Origin of the sequence: Aromatoleum tolulyticum (assembly GCF_900156155.1) — a bacterium.
In the GTDB taxonomy this organism is placed as follows: Bacteria; Pseudomonadota; Gammaproteobacteria; order Burkholderiales; family Rhodocyclaceae; genus Aromatoleum; species Aromatoleum tolulyticum.
Genome location: NZ_FTMD01000002.1, coordinates 305,947 through 323,769, shown reverse-complemented (window position 1 = coordinate 323,769; position 17,823 = coordinate 305,947). Strand labels below are relative to the sequence as shown.

The 17,823-nt window shown below is 63.8% G+C and carries 15 protein-coding genes and 1 tRNA gene; 10 read left to right on the top strand and 6 right to left on the bottom strand.

The window, feature by feature from the left end; translation table 11 throughout:
- Nucleotides 1–14: 14 nt before the first annotated feature.
- Together BW991_RS04115 and BW991_RS04110 are read left to right on the top strand one after the other, a co-directional pair.
- Complete coding sequence (locus BW991_RS04115; RefSeq protein WP_076600811.1) at nt 15–2,072, top strand: sodium:solute symporter family protein; 2,058 nt, start codon at nt 15–17, stop codon at nt 2,070–2,072.
- A 102-nt stretch (nt 2,073–2,174) separates the two neighbouring features.
- Nucleotides 2,175–2,265, top strand: a tRNA-Ser gene (locus BW991_RS04110).
- Nucleotides 2,266–2,323: 58 nt separating this feature from the next.
- Here the strand turns inward: BW991_RS04110 and BW991_RS04105 are convergent.
- Nucleotides 2,324–2,812, bottom strand: a complete 489-nt coding sequence (locus BW991_RS04105; protein ID WP_425290202.1) for a hypothetical protein — start codon at nt 2,810–2,812, stop codon at nt 2,324–2,326.
- 117 nt (nt 2,813–2,929) lie between these two features.
- Between BW991_RS04105 and BW991_RS04100 the strand changes: the two genes are divergently transcribed.
- The gene (locus BW991_RS04100) at nt 2,930–3,778 is read left to right on the top strand and encodes a PA4780 family RIO1-like protein kinase (RefSeq protein WP_076600809.1); all 849 of its coding nucleotides are present in this window, start codon (nt 2,930–2,932) and stop codon (nt 3,776–3,778) included.
- 36 nt (nt 3,779–3,814) lie between these two features.
- Here the strand turns inward: BW991_RS04100 and BW991_RS04095 are convergent, their stop codons facing one another.
- The 3 genes from BW991_RS04095 to BW991_RS04085 all read right to left on the bottom strand — a co-directional run bounded on the left by BW991_RS04095 (nt 3,815) and on the right by BW991_RS04085 (nt 7,453).
- On the bottom strand, nt 3,815–4,165 hold the full coding sequence (locus BW991_RS04095; protein WP_076600808.1) for a CPBP family glutamic-type intramembrane protease: 351 nt from the start codon (nt 4,163–4,165) through the stop codon (nt 3,815–3,817).
- Between the two features lie 122 nt (nt 4,166–4,287).
- Nucleotides 4,288–6,216 (bottom strand): ABC-F family ATP-binding cassette domain-containing protein, encoded by a 1,929-nt coding sequence (locus BW991_RS04090; RefSeq protein WP_076600807.1) that lies wholly within the window; start codon nt 6,214–6,216, stop codon nt 4,288–4,290.
- A 334-nt stretch (nt 6,217–6,550) separates the two neighbouring features.
- Nucleotides 6,551–7,453: a LysR family transcriptional regulator gene (locus tag BW991_RS04085; RefSeq protein ID WP_084204953.1), complete on the bottom strand. Its 903-nt coding sequence runs from the start codon at nt 7,451–7,453 to the stop codon at nt 6,551–6,553.
- 121 nt (nt 7,454–7,574) lie between these two features.
- Between BW991_RS04085 and BW991_RS04080 the strand changes: the two genes are divergently transcribed.
- From BW991_RS04080 to BW991_RS04055, 6 genes are all read left to right on the top strand, one after another.
- Nucleotides 7,575–8,012, top strand: coding sequence for a DoxX family protein (locus BW991_RS04080; RefSeq protein ID WP_076600806.1), 438 nt, complete (start codon nt 7,575–7,577; stop codon nt 8,010–8,012).
- 200 nt (nt 8,013–8,212) lie between these two features.
- Nucleotides 8,213–9,667 carry a class I SAM-dependent DNA methyltransferase gene (locus BW991_RS04075; RefSeq protein ID WP_076600805.1) on the top strand — a complete coding sequence of 485 codons (1,455 nt, stop codon included), beginning with the start codon at nt 8,213–8,215 and terminating at the stop codon, nt 9,665–9,667.
- Nucleotides 9,664–10,827: a restriction endonuclease subunit S gene (locus tag BW991_RS04070; RefSeq protein WP_076600804.1), complete on the top strand. Its 1,164-nt coding sequence runs from the start codon at nt 9,664–9,666 to the stop codon at nt 10,825–10,827. Before BW991_RS04075 ends, BW991_RS04070 begins: the two co-directional genes overlap by 4 nt.
- A gap of 24 nt (nt 10,828–10,851) precedes the next feature.
- Nucleotides 10,852–11,856: a virulence RhuM family protein/type II toxin-antitoxin system death-on-curing family toxin gene (locus BW991_RS04065; RefSeq protein WP_212566854.1), complete on the top strand. Its 1,005-nt coding sequence runs from the start codon at nt 10,852–10,854 to the stop codon at nt 11,854–11,856.
- Nucleotides 11,853–14,192, top strand: coding sequence for an EcoAI/FtnUII family type I restriction enzme subunit R (hsdR, locus tag BW991_RS04060; protein ID WP_076600802.1), 2,340 nt, complete (start codon nt 11,853–11,855; stop codon nt 14,190–14,192). The genes BW991_RS04065 and hsdR overlap by 4 nt, the downstream gene beginning before the upstream one ends.
- Nucleotides 14,193–14,469: 277 nt before the next feature.
- Nucleotides 14,470–15,246 (top strand): tyrosine-protein phosphatase, encoded by a 777-nt coding sequence (locus BW991_RS04055; RefSeq protein WP_076600801.1) that lies wholly within the window; start codon nt 14,470–14,472, stop codon nt 15,244–15,246.
- Nucleotides 15,247–15,284: 38 nt separating this feature from the next.
- Here the strand turns inward: BW991_RS04055 and BW991_RS04050 are convergent, their stop codons facing one another.
- Both BW991_RS04050 and BW991_RS04045 read right to left on the bottom strand, forming a co-directional pair.
- Nucleotides 15,285–16,007 (bottom strand): class I SAM-dependent methyltransferase, encoded by a 723-nt coding sequence (locus tag BW991_RS04050; RefSeq protein WP_076600800.1) that lies wholly within the window; start codon nt 16,005–16,007, stop codon nt 15,285–15,287.
- A gap of 46 nt (nt 16,008–16,053) precedes the next feature.
- Nucleotides 16,054–17,307, bottom strand: coding sequence for an acyl-CoA dehydrogenase family protein (locus BW991_RS04045; protein ID WP_076600799.1), 1,254 nt, complete (start codon nt 17,305–17,307; stop codon nt 16,054–16,056).
- 194 nt (nt 17,308–17,501) lie between these two features.
- Here BW991_RS04045 and BW991_RS04040 point away from each other — a divergent pair, with 194 nt between their 5' ends.
- On the top strand, nt 17,502–17,750 hold the full coding sequence (locus BW991_RS04040; protein ID WP_076600798.1) for a hypothetical protein: 249 nt from the start codon (nt 17,502–17,504) through the stop codon (nt 17,748–17,750).
- Nucleotides 17,751–17,823: the final 73 nt, after the last annotated feature.

The window sequence follows — 17,823 nt, the reverse complement described above, 5'->3', positions numbered from 1 at the left end:
GGACGACCGTCCGCATGACCGGACCGTCTCCCTTCGCGCGCCGCCTGCGCCGGTACTACCTTTGGTACACGCTCAGCTTCATCAGCTTCGTCGGGTTTCTGGCGATCGGCGAAAAGATGGGCATGTCGCAGAGCGTGATCGGCCACGTCTTCCTGTTCGCGACCATCGCCATTTACGCGGGCATCGGCGTCATGAGCCGTACCGCCGACGTGACCGAATACTACGTTGCCGGACGCCGCGTGCCTGCCATGTTCAACGGCATGGCGACGGCGGCGGACTGGATGAGCGCCGCCTCGTATATCGGCCTCGCCGGCACGCTGTATTTCACCGGTTTCGAGGGGCTCGCCTTCGTCACCGGCTGGACGGGCGGCTTCGTGCTCGTCGCGCTGCTGCTCGCTCCCTACCTGCGCAAGTTCGGCCAATACACGATTCCGGACTTCCTCGGTGCGCGCTACCAGGGCAACGCGGCGCGCGTCGTGGGCCTGATCGCCGCGGTCATCGCCAGCTTTGTCTATCTGGTCGCGCAGATCTACGGGGTGGGGCTGATCACCAGCCGCTTCATCAGCATCGAGTTCGAGATCGGGCTCTTCGTCGGCCTGGCGGGCATTCTCGTGTGTTCCTTTCTCGGCGGCATGCGCGCGGTCACGTGGACGCAAGTCGCGCAGTACGTGATCCTGATCGTCGCGTACCTCGTGCCGGTCACGATCCTTTCATACAAGGTCACCGGCGTGCCCGTCGCGCCGGTGATGTACGGCACGGTGCTCGGCAAACTCTCCGAGAAGGAGAACGAGCTGCTTACCGACGACGCAGAGGTGGCCGTGCGCAAGCAGTTCGCCCGGCGCGCGGAAGACTACGTCGCCAAGATTGCACATCTGCCCGATTCGCTCGACGCGGAGCGGCGCGAGCTCATCGAGCGCCTCAACCAGCTGCGCTTGAACGACGCCCCCGCGCGCGACATCGCGCATACCGAGCGGGCCCTGCGCGATCTGCCGCGCACGCCGGGTCAGGCGCGTCAGCAATGGGAGCGCGCGCGCGTCGAGGCGATCGAGCGGTCGCGTCCGCCGCCGCGGCACGCCCAGGCTCACCCCGGCGACACGCCCGAACAGCGTGAGGTCGCGCGCAACAACTTCCTTGCGCTGGTGTTCGTGCTGATGGTCGGAACCGCCGCGCTGCCGCACGTGCTGATGCGCTACTACACGACCCCCGGGGTGGTGGAGGCGCGCAAGTCGGTGTTCTGGGGCCTGTTCTTCATCTTCCTTCTGTACGTCACGGCGCCCGCTTATGCGGTGTTCGCGAAGTGGGAGGTGTACAACAACCTCATCGGCACCAGCATCGCCATGCTGCCGAACTGGCTCGTCTCATGGGGCAAGGTGGGCATGGTCAATATCGAGGACATCAACGGCGACGGCATCCTGCAGCTCGCCGAACTGAGCCTCAACACCGACGTGATCCTGCTCGCGACGCCCGAGATCGCCGGGCTGCCCTACGTGATCTCGGGGCTCGTCGCTGCGGGCGGCCTGGCCGCTGCGCTGTCGACCGCCGACGGCCTCCTGCTCACCATATCCAACGCGCTGTCGCACGATCTCTACTACAAGGTCATCAACCCGAGCGCCAGCACCCAGCGCCGCCTGGTCATCTCCAAGTCTCAGCTGCTGGTCGTCGCCGTCGTCGCCGCGTGGGTCGCCTCGATGCGCCCGGACAACATCCTGTTCATGGTCGGCCTCGCGTTCTCCATCGCCGCAGCGGCCTTTTTCCCCGCGCTGGTGCTGGGCATCTTCTGGAAGCGCGCGAACCGGCCCGGTGCCGTCGCCGGCATGCTTGCAGGCCCCGCCGTCACGCTCTACTACTTCGTCAGCACCCACGCCTTCTTCGGTGGATCGATGGACAACGCCTGGTTCGACATCAGCCCGATCTCGAGCGGCGTGTTCGGCGTGCCGCTGGGTTTCCTCACCATCGTCGTCGTCAGCCTGCTCACCCCGCCGCCGCCGCCGGAAGTGCGGGCGCTGGTCGATTACGTGCGCTACCCGCGGCTGCCGGCCGATGATCCGGGCATCTTCACCGAATCGAAGTAGGCGGGTGGACGCTGCGAACAGGCGGGCGTGCCGGAATTCTCCGCGGAACGCCAAAATGGGGTTCCGTATCGCGGGCGTTCTGCTACAATGCGCGCCTTCCACGGAGAGATGGATGAGTGGTTTAAGTCGCACGCCTGGAAAGCGTGTTTGGGATAACATCCCAACGCGGGTTCGAATCCCGCTCTCTCCGCCAGATATCATGTAAAAACGCGCCTTTCGGCGCGTTTTTATTTGCCTGCCGCAAAGGTCGATCAGCCCGGCCTGCGGAAGTCATCCTCGAGCCACGCCTGTGCGCTGGCCGTGGTCAGTTTGAATCCCGCATCCACGCGCAGCCGGGCCAGTTCTTCGCCTGCAGCATCGTAGGCACCCAGCAGGGCATGGGGATCGTATTCGTCGGCAACGATATCGAGTGTGACGCTGACCGGGCCGGACTCCGTGTTCACGGTGAGCTTCTTGTGAAGCGCCGCATGCAGCTGTTGCTCATGGCGGCGCAGGACTTCCGAGGCGGTCTTGACCAGGGTGTTGAATGCCGAGGAGTCAAGGGGCTTCGGGTTCTTCTTGTCGCGCCCCATCGTCCAGGGGCCGACCAGGGCAGGTTCGGGCTCGCCATCCTTGATCATTTCGACCGCCCATCCCTCGTCGTCCATGTTCTTGATGACGCGGGCGGTCCAGCCGTCGTCCTGCCACAGGCGCGGCTCTTTCACGCGGACGACTCCGTCGTCCATTTCGGCTTCGTTCATTGCATCTGATGTCATGCCCAGATTCTACTCGAACGACGGTTGTGCCCCGAGATGAGGGTGCAAGGGTGTAATCTGGTCGGCTTTGCCCAATTCCACGCAGTTCATCAGGACCAAAGCATGAAAACGCCAAGCAGAATCGAGCCGCTGGTGACCGACGGCCTCGTCGACCGCGTCACGCGCCAGTTGATGAGCGGCAAGGAGGCGATGGTGTTCGTCGTCGAGTGCGGCGACGAAGTGCGCTGCGCCAAGGTCTACAAGGAGGCCAACAAGCGTGCCTTCCGTCAGGCGGTCGACTACACCGAAGGCCGCAAGGTCAAGAACAGCCGGCAGGCGCGCGCGATGGCAAAGGGTTCGCGTTATGGGCGGCAGGAGCAGGAGGCCGCCTGGCAAAGCGCCGAGGTCGATGCGCTATATCGCCTGGCTGCGGCCGGCGTGCGCGTGCCGACACCGTACAATTTCCACGAAGGCGTGCTGCTGATGGAACTGGTGGCCGACGAGAACGGCGAACCGGCGCCGCGGCTCAACGACATCGTGATGAGCGAAGAGGATGCGCGGCGATACCACGCATTTCTGGTGCGTCAGGTGGTGCGCATGCTGTGTGCGGGCATCGTGCACGGCGACTTGTCCGAATACAACATCCTGGTCGATGCCGATGGGCCGGTGATCATCGACCTGCCGCAGGCGATCGACGCGGCGGCCAACAACAACGCGAGCCGCATGCTGGAGCGGGACGTCGACAATCTTGCCGCCTACTTCGGCCAGTTCGCGCCGGAGCTTATGGCGACCGATTACGGCAGGGAAATCTGGTCGCTCTACGAGGCCGGCAGGCTGCACCCGGACATCGAGTTGACCGGACACTTCAAGCGCGACGAAAAACTCGCCGACCTGGACGAAGTCATGCAGGTCATCGAGGCGGCGCGTACCGAAGAAGCTGCGCGGCGGGCGCGCATGGACGAGTCCATGTAAGCCGAACAGGTGACGCGGCAGACGTTGCCGCCGGAGTCAGTTGCGCGGGTTCTCGCGTCCCTCGTCCCGAATTTCGCGCAGGACTTCGCCTTCGATCACCGTACCGTCCGCGGCCGGGCCTCGCGGGGCGCGCCCTCTGGCCTGCGCCTGCGCTTGGGCTTCTTGCATCACCTTGCGCAGATTGCGGGTTTTCCACCAAACATAGCCCCAGATCAGACCTCCGACTGCCACCACCACCGCAAAGAACAGGACGGAGAAGGTCAGCGCCAGGCCGAACACGAGCACCGCAGCGGCGATCGCGGCGATCTTCTGCAGCGGGCCGACTGGCTTGGGTGGGTTCTGCTTCAGGTTGTTGAACAGGGCGTCGAGTCTGGGATCGCGTTGCATGCGGGTTCCTGTTTCTTTTGGGCTGGCTTAGCGGATGGACGGGAGATGGCGAGGAGAGTTCCGGTGAGACGGACCCGATTCTCGCATTGGCGCACCGTGGAACAATGACCGCCGCATCGCGGTCAGGCCCGGCTTGCCGCTTCGATCTCCTCGGAAAGCTGCAGCCAGCTGTCTTCGTGGGCGTTCAGGGTTTCCTCGATCTGCTGCAACTCCTTGCCCAATTCGGCGAGTAGCTGCACCGACGGCGAGCCGGTCAGACGGGCTTCGGCAGCGTGCTTGCGCGCCTGTACTTCCAGGATCGTCTGCTCCAGCTTGCCCAGGTCGCGCTTGAGGCTCTTGAGCTTCTCCGGGCTGACCCGGAGGGCGGCAACAGGCGCTGGCTCGTGCTTCGGGCTCTTGAGCGAGGCCTTGAGTTCTTCGCGGGCGCGGCGCGCTTCGTCGAGCAGGTATTGCTGGTAATCGTCCAGATCGCCGTCGAAGGGCTCGACGCCGCCGCGTGCCACCAGCCAGAACTCGTCGCACACCGAGCGCAGCAGGGCGCGGTCGTGGGAGACCAGCATCACCGTGCCCTCGAATTCGTTCAGGGCCATCGCCAGCGCTTCGCGGGTCGCGAGGTCGAGGTGGTTGGTCGGTTCGTCCAGCAACAGCAGGTTGGGGCGCTGCCACACGAGCATGCACAGCACGAGGCGGGCCTTTTCGCCGCCGCTCATGGTGCCCACCGGCTGCTGCACCATGTCGCCACTGAAGTTGAAGGTGCCGAGGAAGGTGCGCAGATCCTGCTCGCGACCGCTCTGCCCGGCGGGCAGGCCTTCGCGGGCCATGCGCACCATGTGTTGGAGCGGGTTGTCCTGAGGGCGCAGCACGTCCAGTTCCTGCTGCGCGAAATAGCCGATGCGCAGGCCCTTGCCCTCGGTGACGACACCGCTGGTGGGGGTGAGGTCGCGGGCGATGGTCTTCACCAGCGTGGACTTGCCGCGGCCGTTGGCGCCGAGGATGCCGATGCGTTCGCCGGCCATCACCGACTTGTTTACGCCGCGCACGATCACCGTCGGCGGCGTGCCGGCGGGGGCATCGGCGGGCGGCGGATAGCCGAAGCAGGCGTTTTCCATCGCCAGCATCGGGTTGGGGAGGTTGAGCGGTTCCTTGAACTCGAAGGTGAAGTCGGCGCTGGCGAGCACCGGCGCGAGCTTGTCCATGCGGTCCAGCGCCTTGACGCGGCTCTGGGCCTGCTTGGCCTTGCTGGCCTTGGCCTTGAAGCGGGCGATGAACTTCTGCAGGTGGGCGATCTTGTCCTGCTGCTTGGCGTAGGCGTTTTGCTGCAGTTCGAGCTGCAGGGCGCGGGTGTCCTCGAAGGTCGAGTAGTTGCCGCCGTAGCGGGTCAGCTTGTGGTTGTCGATGTGCACCGTGACGTCGGTGATGGCGTCGAGGAATTCGCGGTCGTGGCTGATGACCACCAGCGTGCCGGTGTAGCGCTTGAGCCAGGCTTCGAGCCAGACGAGGGCGTCGAGGTCGAGGTGGTTGGTCGGTTCGTCGAGCAGCAGCAAGTCGGATGGGCACATAAGCGCGCGGGCGAGTTGCAGGCGCATGCGCCAGCCACCGGAGAAGCTGTTCACCGGATTGCACAGTTCGGTGGTCTTGAAGCCGAGCCCGAGGATCAGCGCCTGGGAGCGCGCCTGCGCGTCGTGGGCGCCGGCGTCGTGCAGCGCCATGTAGGCGTAGGCCATGCGTTCGCCGTCGTCGCTGGCTTCGGCCGCGGCGACTTCCTGCTGCGCGGCGAGCAGGGCGGTGTCGCCCTCGATCACGAAGTCGGTGGCCGACTGGCTGGTTTCCGGCATGTCCTGCGCCACCTGCGCCATGCGCCAGGCCGCCGGGATGTTGAAGTCGCCTGCATCTTCATGCAGCGTGCCGTTGAGCAGGCCGAACAGCGAGGACTTGCCGGCGCCGTTGCGCCCGACCAGGCCGACCTTTTCGCCGGGGTTGAGGATGACGGAGGTGCTGTCGAGCAGCACCTTCGCGCCACGACGCAGGGTGACGTCCTTGAGGGTGATCATGAGATAAGGCTCTGGTATCTGGGGATTGCAGTTGCGGGCGGATAGGGGAACGAACGCGCACGGGACCGCACTGCGGAGCTCGACCGAATCGGGAAGGACGCAAGGATACGTGCTTTGGGGGTGTGATGGTGCTGCAGGCGCCGGCGCCGCCTGCTTTCGATGCGAGCGAGTGACATTTATGGGGCGGCCGCCGCACGGCTCGCGCCGGGGGCAAGAGGCCGTCGCCAACATCCTGGCCGCCTGGCAGGGGTGAAGGCGCAGGCCGAGTCACAAGTGATCTACAGGATTGGGTCGGGGCACTTCAGCTGGAAGCGCCCCGATTCGCTTGCAGCCATCAAACGCGAGTCCCGAAGAGCTCACCCACGAATTTCACAAACGCGCTGATCTTTGCCGGTTGGTGGCGGTTGGGCGGGTAGAGGATGGATACTGGAGGGCCCGGTGCAGTCCATTCCGCCAATATCGGCACCAATGTCCCTTTCTCGATGTGCGGCTGAAGCGAGAGGGACAAGAGCTGGATGACGCCCGCGCCGGATAGTGCTGCGTCGATCAACGATTCAGCGTGATTGATCCAGATGCGCGCGTCGGGCGTGTGCTCGGTTGCGGTACCGTCTCGCTCGAAGAACCACGGGACCGGCTGGCCCGTCGTCGGCTGCAGAAAACCGAGCTGCGGATACCGCGCCAAGTCCGCGGGGGAAGCCGGCGTGCCGTGCCTGGCCAGGAAATCCGGCGATGCGCAGCAGACATGGCGCGTGCGGTGAATGGTTCTTGCCACGCGCCCGGAGTCTTTCAGGTTGCCGATGCGGATCGAGATGTCCACCCCTCTCTCTTCAGGTGCAACGATCTGGTCGCCGAGCGTCATCTTCACCGTAACCTCGGGGTAAAGCGCCGCAAATCGGGGCAAAGCCGGAGCGATATAGATGCGCCCGATGGCCGTCGGCACGTCGACCCGGAGAACACCTTTGGGAACCAGCGTTGCGCCGCGCAGGCTCTCCTCCATCTCGCCCAATCCGTCAAGCAGTTCGCGGGCCCGCTCGTAGCACGCCTTGCCCTCGTCGGTCAGGGAGAGCTTGCGAGTGGTTCGATTGAGCAGGCGAACCCCCAGGTGACGTTCCAGATTCGTCAGATGGTTGGTCACAGAGGAATTCGACATCTCGAGCTGCCGCGCCGTGCACGTGAAGCTGCCCGCTTCGACGATACGGCAGAACACTCGCAAAGCTTCGAAGCGGTCGATGCTCATTATTTCGATTTACCGAAGAATGTTTTTAACCATTCTACGTTTGTGGATTTTGCTTTAGAAGCCACAATACGACCCGAAATCGGCCGAACGTCTTGGAACCTTTTCTTCACAGGAGCAAATCATGGCCAGCATACAGAACGGACAGACCGCAGGTCTCCTTATCGGGCGGATCCTCCTGGGTCTGATCTTCGTCATTTCCGGTGTCGGCAAGATCGGGAAGTTTGCCGGCGTCGCCGGGTACATGAGTTCGAAGGGCATCCCCATGAGCGAAGTGCTCCTGGTCGGCACGATCGCCCTTGAAGTGCTTGGCGGACTGGCCATCATCACCGGATGGAAAGCGCGATGGGCGGCGGCTGCCATCGTCCTTTTCCTGGTTCCGGCGACGTTGGTGTTCCACCAATTCTGGGCAGCCGATCAGGCCAGCTATCAGAACCAGCTCAATCACTTCCTGAAGAATCTCGCGATCATGGGCGGCATGATCTACATCGTTCTTGCGGGCCCGGGGAAGCTCAGCCTGGACCGTGGTGCCGAAAACGAGGCGATGTCTTCCGCCCGCTAGAAAAATCCGCTTGACCGCAAGTCACGACGAGCGGCTCCCCGCATCAGGGGCGCTGCACGGGTGAAATCCTTGCAACGCCGCCACCCACAGCGTGGCGGCGTTGCAGTAGCGCCTGCTGCTTTGCAATACCGGGTAAATTAGCGCCCTTGGCTCATTTTCGGCCGACTCCCGGCCGACCCGCACGGAATTGCGAAGCACCCATGTTTGAACAAGCTTTCAAGAACATCGACGACGCCCTCTGGAAAGAGAGCGGTTGCACCACAGAACTCGACTACACCGAACAAACTTCCTGGCTGCTGTTCCTCAAGTATCTCGACGGGCTGGAGCGGGACAAGGCCGCCGAAGCCATGCTCGAAGGCAAGGCCTACCGCTACATCCTCGACACCCCCTACCGCTGGGAAGCCTGGGCCGCGCCCAAGGACGAGCACGGCAAGCTCGACCACAACAAGGCGCTCACCGGCGACGACCTCGTCGACTTCGTCGATCGCAAACTCTTCCCCTACCTGCACGGTTTCAAGCAGCGCGCCAGCGGGCCGAACACCATCGAATACAAGATCGGCGAGATCTTCGGCGAGATCAAGAACAAGATCCGCAGCGGCTACACCCTGCGCGACATCATCGACCACATCGACGAACTGCGCTTCCGCTCGCAGAGCGAGAAGCACGAGCTGTCGATGCTGTACGAGGAGAAGATCAAGCGCATGGGCAACGCCGGGCGCAACGGCGGCGAGTACTACACCCCGCGCCCGCTGATCCGCGCCATGGTGCAGGTGGTGCAGCCCAGGATCGGGGAACGCATCTACGACGGCGCCTGTGGTTCGGCCGGCTTCCTGTGCGAAGCCTACGATTACCTCGCGGCGAGCAGGAAGCTCGGCACCGCCGACCTCAAGACCCTGCAGGAGCGCACGTTCTACGGCAAGGAGAAGAAGAGCCTCGCCTACGTGATCGCGATCATGAACCTGATCCTGCACGGCATCGAGACGCCCAACATCATCCACACCAACACGCTCGCCGAAAACCTCGCCGACATCCAGGACAAGGACCGCATGGACGTGGTCCTCGCCAATCCGCCTTTCGGCGGCAAGGAGCGCGCCGAGGTCCAGCAGAACTTCCCCATCCGCACCGGCGAAACCGCCTTCCTGTTCCTGCAGCACTTCATCAAGATGCTCAAGGCCGGCGGCCGCGCCGGCGTCGTCATCAAGAACACCTTCCTGTCGAATTCCGACAACGCCTCGGTGTCCCTGCGCAAGCTGCTGCTGGAGTCCTGCAACCTGCACACCATCCTCGACTGCCCCGGCGGCACCTTCCAGGGCGCGGGCGTCAAGACCGTGGTGCTGTTCTTCGAGAAAGGCGCGCCGACGCGCAAGACCTGGTACTACCAGCTCGACCCCGGACGCAGCATGGGCAAGACCAATCCGCTCAATGACGCGGATCTGTCCGAGTTCGTCGAACTGCAGAAGACCTTTGCGGATTCGCCGAAGAGCTGGAGCGTGGAGGCCGCGCAGATCGATAGGGCGAGCTATGACCTGTCGGTGAAGAATCCCGATGGGGGCGAGGTCGTGACGCATCGCAGCCCGCAGGAGATCCTGGATGAGATCGTGGGGCTGGATGCCGAGAGCGCGGCGGTGTTGGCGAAGATCAGGGCGATGCTATGACGGCGGGCTGGGAAACGAAGACGCTCGATCAGATTTCCCTGAATCTAGACAGTAAACGCGTACCAATCACAAAGGCAGACCGTGTTGGCGGGATGTATCCATATTACGGAGCGTCCGGAATTGTGGACTACGTCGCTGACTACATATTTGATTGTGATGCGCTGCTTGTTTCGGAGGATGGCGCAAATCTGCTTGCTCGTTCAACCCCAATTGCTTTTTCGGTGTCAGGCAAATACTGGGTTAACAACCACGCCCACATTCTTAAGTTCGGCAGTTTGACAACTCAGAGATTCGTTGAGCTGTACTTGGAAAGCATTCCGCTGAATGACTACGTCACGGGTGCTGCGCAACCAAAGCTGAACCAGAAGGCTCTAAACTCGATACCGATTCCGTATCCGCCTTTGGGAGAGCAGGATCGCATCGTCGCCATCCTCGACGAAGCCTTTGACGGCATCGCCACCGCCCGCTCCAACGCCGAGCAGAACCTCCGGAACGTCCGCGCGCTATTCGAAAGCCACCTGCAGGCCGTGTTCAGTCAGCGGGGGGAGGGGTGGATGGAGACGATACTGGAGCACGTTCTTGTAGAGCAGCCGCGCAACGGCTGGTCCCCTCCGGCGGCAAACCACTCGGATGCTGGCGTTCCAGTATTGACGTTGTCTGCAGTGACCGGGTTTCAGTTTCGCGCCAATAAGATCAAGTTCACATCAGCCAAGACGGATTCCCGTCGGCACTATTGGGTCGAGAATGGCGACCTTCTGATTACTCGAAGCAATACGCCGGAACTGGTTGGACACGTTGCTATTGCCTCGGGCCTTACTGAGCCAACAATCTATCCCGACCTCATCATGCGCATGATCCCGGCGCCCGATCTCATGCTTGCGGAGTTTCTTTATTATCAATTGCGCTCACCGTCGTTGCGACTTGAGATCACCGGCAGGGCGCAAGGTGCCAATCCGACAATGAAGAAGATCAGTAAGCGAGCTGTTCAGACCTTGCCTATTGCTGTTCCTCCGATTTCTACGCAGAGGAAAATAGTTCATCAACTCCACTCCCTTACCGAGGAAACGAGACGCCTCGAATCCCTCTACCAGCGCAAGCTCGCCGCCCTGGACGAACTGAAGAAATCCCTGCTTCATCAAGCCTTCTCCGGTCGGTTATGATGTTCGCTTGACCGGGAGCGAATCATGAGCGACGCGCAAACCGAACTGGTGATTTTTCAGGCTGCAGGGCAGCCGGTCGAGGTCAGGCTTGATACCGTCAGTGAAACCGTCTGGCTGTCGCAACGACAGATGGCGGAACTGTTTGCTACGACGCCCGAGAACGTGCTGATGCACCTCAAGAACGTCTTTCGTGACGAGGAACTGGCCGAGGCGGCAACGACTAAGGATTTCTTAGCAGTTCAAACCGAAGGCAAGCGGCAGGTTCGGCGAAACATCCGTCACTACAACCTCGATGCCATCATCTCGGTCGGCTACCGCGTCAGCTCGAAACGTGCGGTGTTGTTCCGCCAGTGGGCCACCCGCACCCTGCGCGAGCACCTGACCCAAGGTTACTCCCTCAATCGCCAGCGCCTCGAAGCCAACGCCCGCGAACTCGAAGCCGCCCTGCAGCTGGTGAAGAAGGCCGCGCAAAGCCCGGACTTGCTGGCCGACACCGGACGTGGTCTGGTGGATATCGTCACCCGCTATGCACAGACCTTCCTGCTGCTGCAACGCTACGACGAGGGGTTGCTGACCGAGCCGCCGGAGCAGCGCGGCGGTGTGCTGCCGACGCTCGCGGAAGCCCACGCGGCGCTGGCTCGGCTCAAGGCCGACCTGATGGCGCGCGGCGAGGCCACGGATCTTTTCGCCCGCGAGCGGGGCGATGCCTTCGACGCCTTGCTCGGCAATCTGGACCAGACGGTGTTCGGCGAGCCGGCCTATCCGAGCGTGGAGGCGAAGGCGGCGCACCTGCTGTACTTTGTCATCAAGAACCACCCGTTCTCCGACGGCAACAAGCGCAGCGGCGCCTTCCTGTTCGTCGATTTCCTCAACCGCAACGGCCGCCTGCTCGACGCGGCGGGCCAGCCGGTGATCAACGACATCGGGCTGGCGGCGCTGGCCCTGCTGGTGGCGGAATCCGACCCGAGCCACAAGGAAACCATGATCCGGCTTGTCATGAACATGCTGGCTCCCGGGACAGTGACATGAACGAAGCCGAAACCCGCGCCGAACATATCGACCCCGCGCTCGCCGCGGCGGGCTGGGGCGTGGTCGACGGCAGCCGCATCCGGCGCGAATACCCGATCACGCTGGGTCGGCTGGAAGGCGCGGGCAAGCGCGGCAAGGCGCTGACGGCGGACTACGTGCTGGAGTATCGCAACACCAAGCTGGCAGTGGTGGAGGCCAAGGCCTGGGACAAGCCGCTGACCGAAGGCGTCGGTCAGGCCAAGGACTATGCCGGCATGCTCGCGCTCCGCTTCACCTACGCGACGAACGGGCAGGGCATCTACGGCATCGACATGCACACCGGGGAGGAGGGCGAACATCCGGCCTTCCCGACACCGCAAGCCCTGTGGCAGGCCACCTTCGCGACGGAGAACGCGTGGCGCGACCGCTTCGCCGCCGTGCCTTTCGAGGACAGGGGCGGTCATTTTCAGGGCCGCTATTACCAGGACCTCGCCATCGAGCGTGCCTTGGCCGCACTGACCGAGGGGCGCGACCGCATCCTGCTGACGCTGGCGACCGGCACGGGCAAGACTTTCATCGCTTTCCAGATCGCGTGGAAGCTGTTCAAGAGCCGCTGGAACCTGAACGACTGGAAGAGCGAGGGCGAACCCACGCGGCGCCCGCGCATCCTGTTCCTGGCCGACCGCAACATTCTCGCCGATCAGGCCTACAACGCCTTCTCGGCCTTCCCCGAGGATGCGCTGGTGCGCATCGCGCCGGACGACATCCGTAAGAAGGGCAAGGTGCCGAAGAACGGCAGCATCTTCTTCACGATCTTCCAGACCTTCATGAGCGGCCCGCCATTGAACGCCAATGAGGATGGCCACCCGACGCCTTACTTCGGCGAGTATCCGCCGGATTTCTTCGATTTCATCATCATCGACGAGTGCCACCGCGGCGGCGCGAACGACGAGAGCAACTGGCGCGGCATCCTCGAATACTTCGCCCCCGCCGTGCAGCTGGGCCTGACCGCGACACCGAAGCGCCAGGACAACGCGGACACCTACGCTTACTTTGGCGAGCCGGTGTTCATCTACTCGCTCAAGGACGGCATCAACGACGGCTTCCTGACACCTTTCCGCGTGAAGCAGATCGCCACCACGCTGGATGACTACGTCTACACGTCCGACGACACGCTGGTGGAAGGCGAGATCGAGGCCGGCAAACGGTACGAGGAAGCGGACTTCAACCGCATCATCGAGATCAGGGAGCGCGAGAAGAAGCGGGTGGATATCTTCATGGCCGATATCGACCAGAAGGAAAAGACCATCGTGTTCTGCGCCACGCAGGTGCACGCGCTGGCGGTGCGCGACCTGATCAACCAGGCCAAGACCAGCAAGGACCCGAACTACTGCCAGCGCGTCACCGCCGAGGACGGCGGGCTGGGCGAGCAGTGGCTGCGCGACTTTCAGGACAACGAAAAGAGCATCCCGACCGTCCTGACGACCTCGCAGAAGCTGTCGACCGGGGTGGATGCGCGCAATGTGCGCAACATCGTGCTGATGCGGCCGGTGAATTCGATGATCGAATTCAAGCAGATCATCGGGCGCGGCACACGGCTCTACGACGGCAAGGACTACTTCACGATCTACGATTTCGTGAAGGCGCATCATCATTTCAGTGACCCGGAGTGGGACGGCGAGCCGGTTGCGCCGGAGCCGCGCGAGCCTCGTGCGACGCCGGAACCGAAAGTGCCGCCGGAAGTGCGCGAACCTGCGAGCACATACGCGCCGCGACAGAAGGTGAAGGTGAAACTCGCCGACGGCAAGGAGCGCCAGATCCAGCACATGAGCGCCACCAGCTTCTGGCACCCCGACGGCACGCCGATGTCGGCGGTGCAGTTCATGGAGGCGCTGTTCGGCAAGCTGCCGGAGTTCTTCCGGGACGAGGACGAACTGCGCGCCCTGTGGAGCGAGCCGGGTACGCGCCGGAAACTGCTGGAAGGCCTCGCGGAAAAAGGCTTCGGCCGGGATCAGCTGGCGGAGATGCAGTCGATCATCGACGCGGAGAACAGCGATCTCTTCGATGTGCTGGCCCACATCGCCTACGCCGAAGTCCCGCTCACCCGCGAGGAGCGCGCCGAACGCGCGCGGGCGGTCATGGGTGTCGAGTTCGACAGCAAGCAACAGGTGTTTCTGAGTTTCGTGCTTTCACACTACGTCAGCGTCGGCGTGGAGGAACTCGACGAAGACAAGCTCGGCCCCTTGCTCAAGCTCAGGTACAACAACGCGATCGCCGACGCGTTCGCGGATCTGGGTTCGCCGGATGTGGTTCGCAAGGCGTTCGTCGGGTTTCAGCGCTACCTGTATCAGGGGTAGCGATTCACTCCGGGAAGAGGTTCGTGAAGCGCCGGACCAGGGCGTTCGCCTGCAGGTTCAACGCAGGGCTCCCCAGAATCGCTATCCCGCTTCTGGCACTACCTCTTCGAATTGAGCAGAATTAGCGGTTAGCGCTGGCGCCCCGTGCGCGTCCGTATCGGGCCATTGCACCTTCCGGCGGAGGTGTCCTGGACCTGCAGGGTTCTTCCATCGCGTACGGGCACGGGAGCGGAGACAGCGCCGATCGCGCAATGCGGAGATAGGGAAGGGGACAGGATTGCATCGGCAACTGAGCGGCACATTCAACTTTCGCAGCCTGGCAGGTTTGCCGACGAATGACGGACGCCGTATCGCGGGACATGTGGTGCTGCGCTCGGACCAGCTGGATCGTCTGCAGCCAGCCGACTGGGAGGTGCTTGCTTCGCTTGGCGTGAAGACGGTGTGCGACCTGCGTACGGCCGCGGAGCGCAATCGGTTTCCGAACAGTCTGCCGGAGCACGGCATGAGGCAGATTCCGATCGAGCTCGTCGGCGATGTGCGCTCCAACCCCGAACTGATCGAGCCGCTGCGCACGCGTCACGGTGCCGAAGGCGCGGTGGCGATGATGAGGCAGATGTACCGCCAGTTTCCCGAGGCGCTCGCGCCACACTTGGCGACGCTGTTCCGGCTTTTTCGCGAGGACGAAGTGCCGGTGCTGGTGCACTGCGTCGTCGGGAAAGATCGCACCGGCTTCACCGTCGCGGTGATCCTGCATGCGCTGGGCGTCGCGGACGAGGTCGTGATGGCGGATTATCTTCTGTCGGCCCGCGTTCGCGAGACCGCGAGCGAGGAGCGGCGCGCCGCGACGGCACGGATCATCCAGCGCATCACCGAGCGGCACGTCACCGAAGAGATGGTCGACGCGATCCTGGATGCGAGGCCGGAGTATCTGAATGCGGCGCTCGATGCGGTGACCGAGCGCTATGGTTCGATGCAGGACTACCTGAGGGTGCGTGCCGGCCTGGACGAACGGGTGCTCGGCGAGTTGCGCGACCGCTGGCTGGAACCGCGCTGAAGCCGGCTGCATCGTGGCAGCTGCGGCGCGAGGCGGGGTTAGGTGCCTTTCGCCGTCCCGCCCTCCGGCTTCCTGAGGACATAGAACACGTAGCCGTAGTTGTCCTCGGCGGAATCGAAGATCCGGATCCCCTCGAGCGTCTGCGCGGCGAAAGCCCGCACCGCCTTCTCCGGGTGCTGCAGCAGGGAATGCGCGAGCGGTTCGAGCTTGTCGTAATAGCCGTCGACCCAGGCGGACTTCGAGAGCAGGTGCGTGGCGATCACTTCGTAGCCGGCGGTGCGGGCGATCGACAGGTTCTCGTCCACCGTGCGCATGTCGGGATACCCGCTGCGGAAGTACGCGCGCACGTGTTCGGGCACTTCGTCGCGCAGCCATGACAGCTCGCTGACGACCGCATAGCCGCCGGGGCGGATGGCCAGGAGCCAGGTGGCCAGCGCATTGGGGAAGCCGATGTGGTACGCGGCACATTCGGACCACAGCAGATCGACGTCGCGAAAGTTCGCGGGGATGTCGGCCATGTCCATGCAATGCGTATGCACCAGATGCGCGATGCCGAACTGCGCGGAGTAGCGGTTCAGGCTGTCGAGATGCTTCGCGGCGGTGTCGATCGCATGCACCGCCGTCTGCAGGCGGCCGGCGAGTGCGAGCGTCTGGCGGCCGATGCCGCTGCCGGCATCGACGACGAGGGGAAAGCTGTCGCGGGGGATCATGGCCAACACGTGCAGCGTGTCGGCGTCGCTTCCGGGGCCGAGTTTTTCCATGTTCCGTTCGTGCGTGGGTCGAGTCGAGAGGGGTGCTGCGGCAGGCCTATTCCAGCAGATAGTAGGCCGCCGTTGCGCCGCGGTTGGCCTTGGCCTTGTCGAGTTCGCTGCGGGCCAGCACGCGCAGGTGGACTTCGTCCGGGCCGTCGAAGAAGCGCATGGCACGGCCCCAGGTCCAGAACAGCGACAGTGGCGTATCCGGCGTGAGGCCCATCGCGCCGAACACCTGCATGGCGCGATCGAGAATGCGGGTCTGCAGCTGCGCGGCGACGAACTTGATGGCCGAGACGTCGACGCGCGCGGCCTGGTTGCCGCGCCGGTCCATCAGCCACGCCGCGCGCAGTACGAGCAGGCGTGCCTGGTCGATTTCGACGCGCGAGTGGGCGATCCATTCCTGGATGTTGGCGAAGTCGCTCAGATACTTTCCGAAGGTGCGCCGCTCGAGGGCGCGTTCGCACATCATCTCGAGCGCGAGTTCGCACTGGCCGATGGTGCGCATGCAGTGATGCACGCGCCCCGGCCCGAGGCGCGCCTGCGCGAGGGCGAAGCCGTTGCCTTCTTCGCCGAGGAGGTTTTCCGCCGGCACGCGGACCTCGCGGAAGACGATCTCGCAGTGCCCTTCGGGCGACAGGTGGTGCATCACCGGGATGTTGCGCACGATCTCGACGCCCGGCGTGTCCATCGGCACGATCACCATCGAATGCCGGCAATGCGTCTGCGTCTGCGTGTCCGTGCCGTCGCTCGTCTGGCCCATCACGATCGCGAAAGTGCAGTGGGGATGGGCTGCGCCGGTGACGAACCACTTGCGGCCGTTGATGACGTAATCGTCGCCGTCACGGCGGATCGTGGTGCGGATGTTGGTGGCGTCCGACGATGCGACGTCCGGCTCGGTCATCGCGAAGCACGAGCGGTTGCGGCCGTCGAGCAGCGGCCGCAGCCAGCGTTCGTATTGCGCGTCGGTGGCGTGCAGGTGCAGCAGTTCCATGTTGCCGGTGTCGGGCGCGCTGCAGTTGAACACCTCGGCGGACCACGGAATGCGGCCCATCGCTTCGGCCAGCGGGGCGTATTCGACGTTGTCGAGCCGCGTGCCGGGCTCATGTTCGCGCAGGCCGGGTAGGAACAGATTCCACAAGCCCTCCTCGCGCGCTATCGCCTTGAGCGGTTCGACGATCGCGAGCGGATATTCGCCGCGCGTGGCGCACTGGTGCCACTTCAGGTTGGCGGGCAGGACGCGCCGGGCCATGAAATGGCGCAGCACCTCGAGCACCATTTCGGTCTTCTCGGAATAGTCGAAATCCATCGGGTTCCGTTCCTCGTGTATGGCCGGGTCGTCGTTCGCGTTCGTGATCCCGCCCGCGCGGGTATGTCGCGATTATAGACGACCGACTGGGCGGTCGTGTATCTTGCATGCAAACAAATCGGCGTGGCGGGCACCTGCCTTTCCCCGGGATCGGGGGCCATGCATCACAGAGGATGGGCAAGTGAAAGCGATGGTTGAAGCGGGTGCAGGCGGGTGGCATGGCGGTGGAGCGTCCTGAGTCGTGGCGCCCGCGGGCGGCGGCGGGAACGGAAGGCGAGGGCCGCGCGGCTCCGGCTGACGATCCGCAGTCGTTGTCCTGTCCGCTGATCCCCAGCCGGATGAAGTACACCTGCTCGGGGCGCTGCAAGTGGTGCAAGCCGGCGGTCGGGCCGGAATCGTCGGCAGCAGCGGCCGAGGTCGATGACGGCGAGGGGCAGGGGTGACCGATGCGACTGAGTGTGAATCGATATATTGACACCCGACCGGTCGGTCGGGTACGCTGGGTCATGTCAGCGC

Excerpts from the sequence above, each read along its gene's own strand:
- BW991_RS04115 (WP_076600811.1), top strand. The coding sequence starts at position 15 with ATGACCGGACCGTCTCCCTTCGCGCGCCGCCTGCGCCGGTACTACCTT.
- BW991_RS04105 (WP_425290202.1), bottom strand. The coding sequence starts at position 2,812 with ATGAACGAAGCCGAAATGGACGACGGAGTCGTCCGCGTGAAAGAGCCG.
- BW991_RS04100 (WP_076600809.1), top strand. The coding sequence starts at position 2,930 with ATGAAAACGCCAAGCAGAATCGAGCCGCTGGTGACCGACGGCCTCGTC.
- BW991_RS04095 (WP_076600808.1), bottom strand. The coding sequence starts at position 4,165 with ATGCAACGCGATCCCAGACTCGACGCCCTGTTCAACAACCTGAAGCAG.
- BW991_RS04090 (WP_076600807.1), bottom strand. The coding sequence starts at position 6,216 with ATGATCACCCTCAAGGACGTCACCCTGCGTCGTGGCGCGAAGGTGCTG.
- BW991_RS04085 (WP_084204953.1), bottom strand. The coding sequence starts at position 7,453 with ATGAGCATCGACCGCTTCGAAGCTTTGCGAGTGTTCTGCCGTATCGTC.
- BW991_RS04080 (WP_076600806.1), top strand. The coding sequence starts at position 7,575 with ATGGCCAGCATACAGAACGGACAGACCGCAGGTCTCCTTATCGGGCGG.
- BW991_RS04075 (WP_076600805.1), top strand. The coding sequence starts at position 8,213 with ATGTTTGAACAAGCTTTCAAGAACATCGACGACGCCCTCTGGAAAGAG.
- BW991_RS04070 (WP_076600804.1), top strand. The coding sequence starts at position 9,664 with ATGACGGCGGGCTGGGAAACGAAGACGCTCGATCAGATTTCCCTGAAT.
- BW991_RS04065 (WP_212566854.1), top strand. The coding sequence starts at position 10,852 with ATGAGCGACGCGCAAACCGAACTGGTGATTTTTCAGGCTGCAGGGCAG.
- hsdR (WP_076600802.1), top strand. The coding sequence starts at position 11,853 with ATGAACGAAGCCGAAACCCGCGCCGAACATATCGACCCCGCGCTCGCC.
- BW991_RS04050 (WP_076600800.1), bottom strand. The coding sequence starts at position 16,007 with ATGGAAAAACTCGGCCCCGGAAGCGACGCCGACACGCTGCACGTGTTG.
- BW991_RS04045 (WP_076600799.1), bottom strand. The coding sequence starts at position 17,307 with ATGGATTTCGACTATTCCGAGAAGACCGAAATGGTGCTCGAGGTGCTG.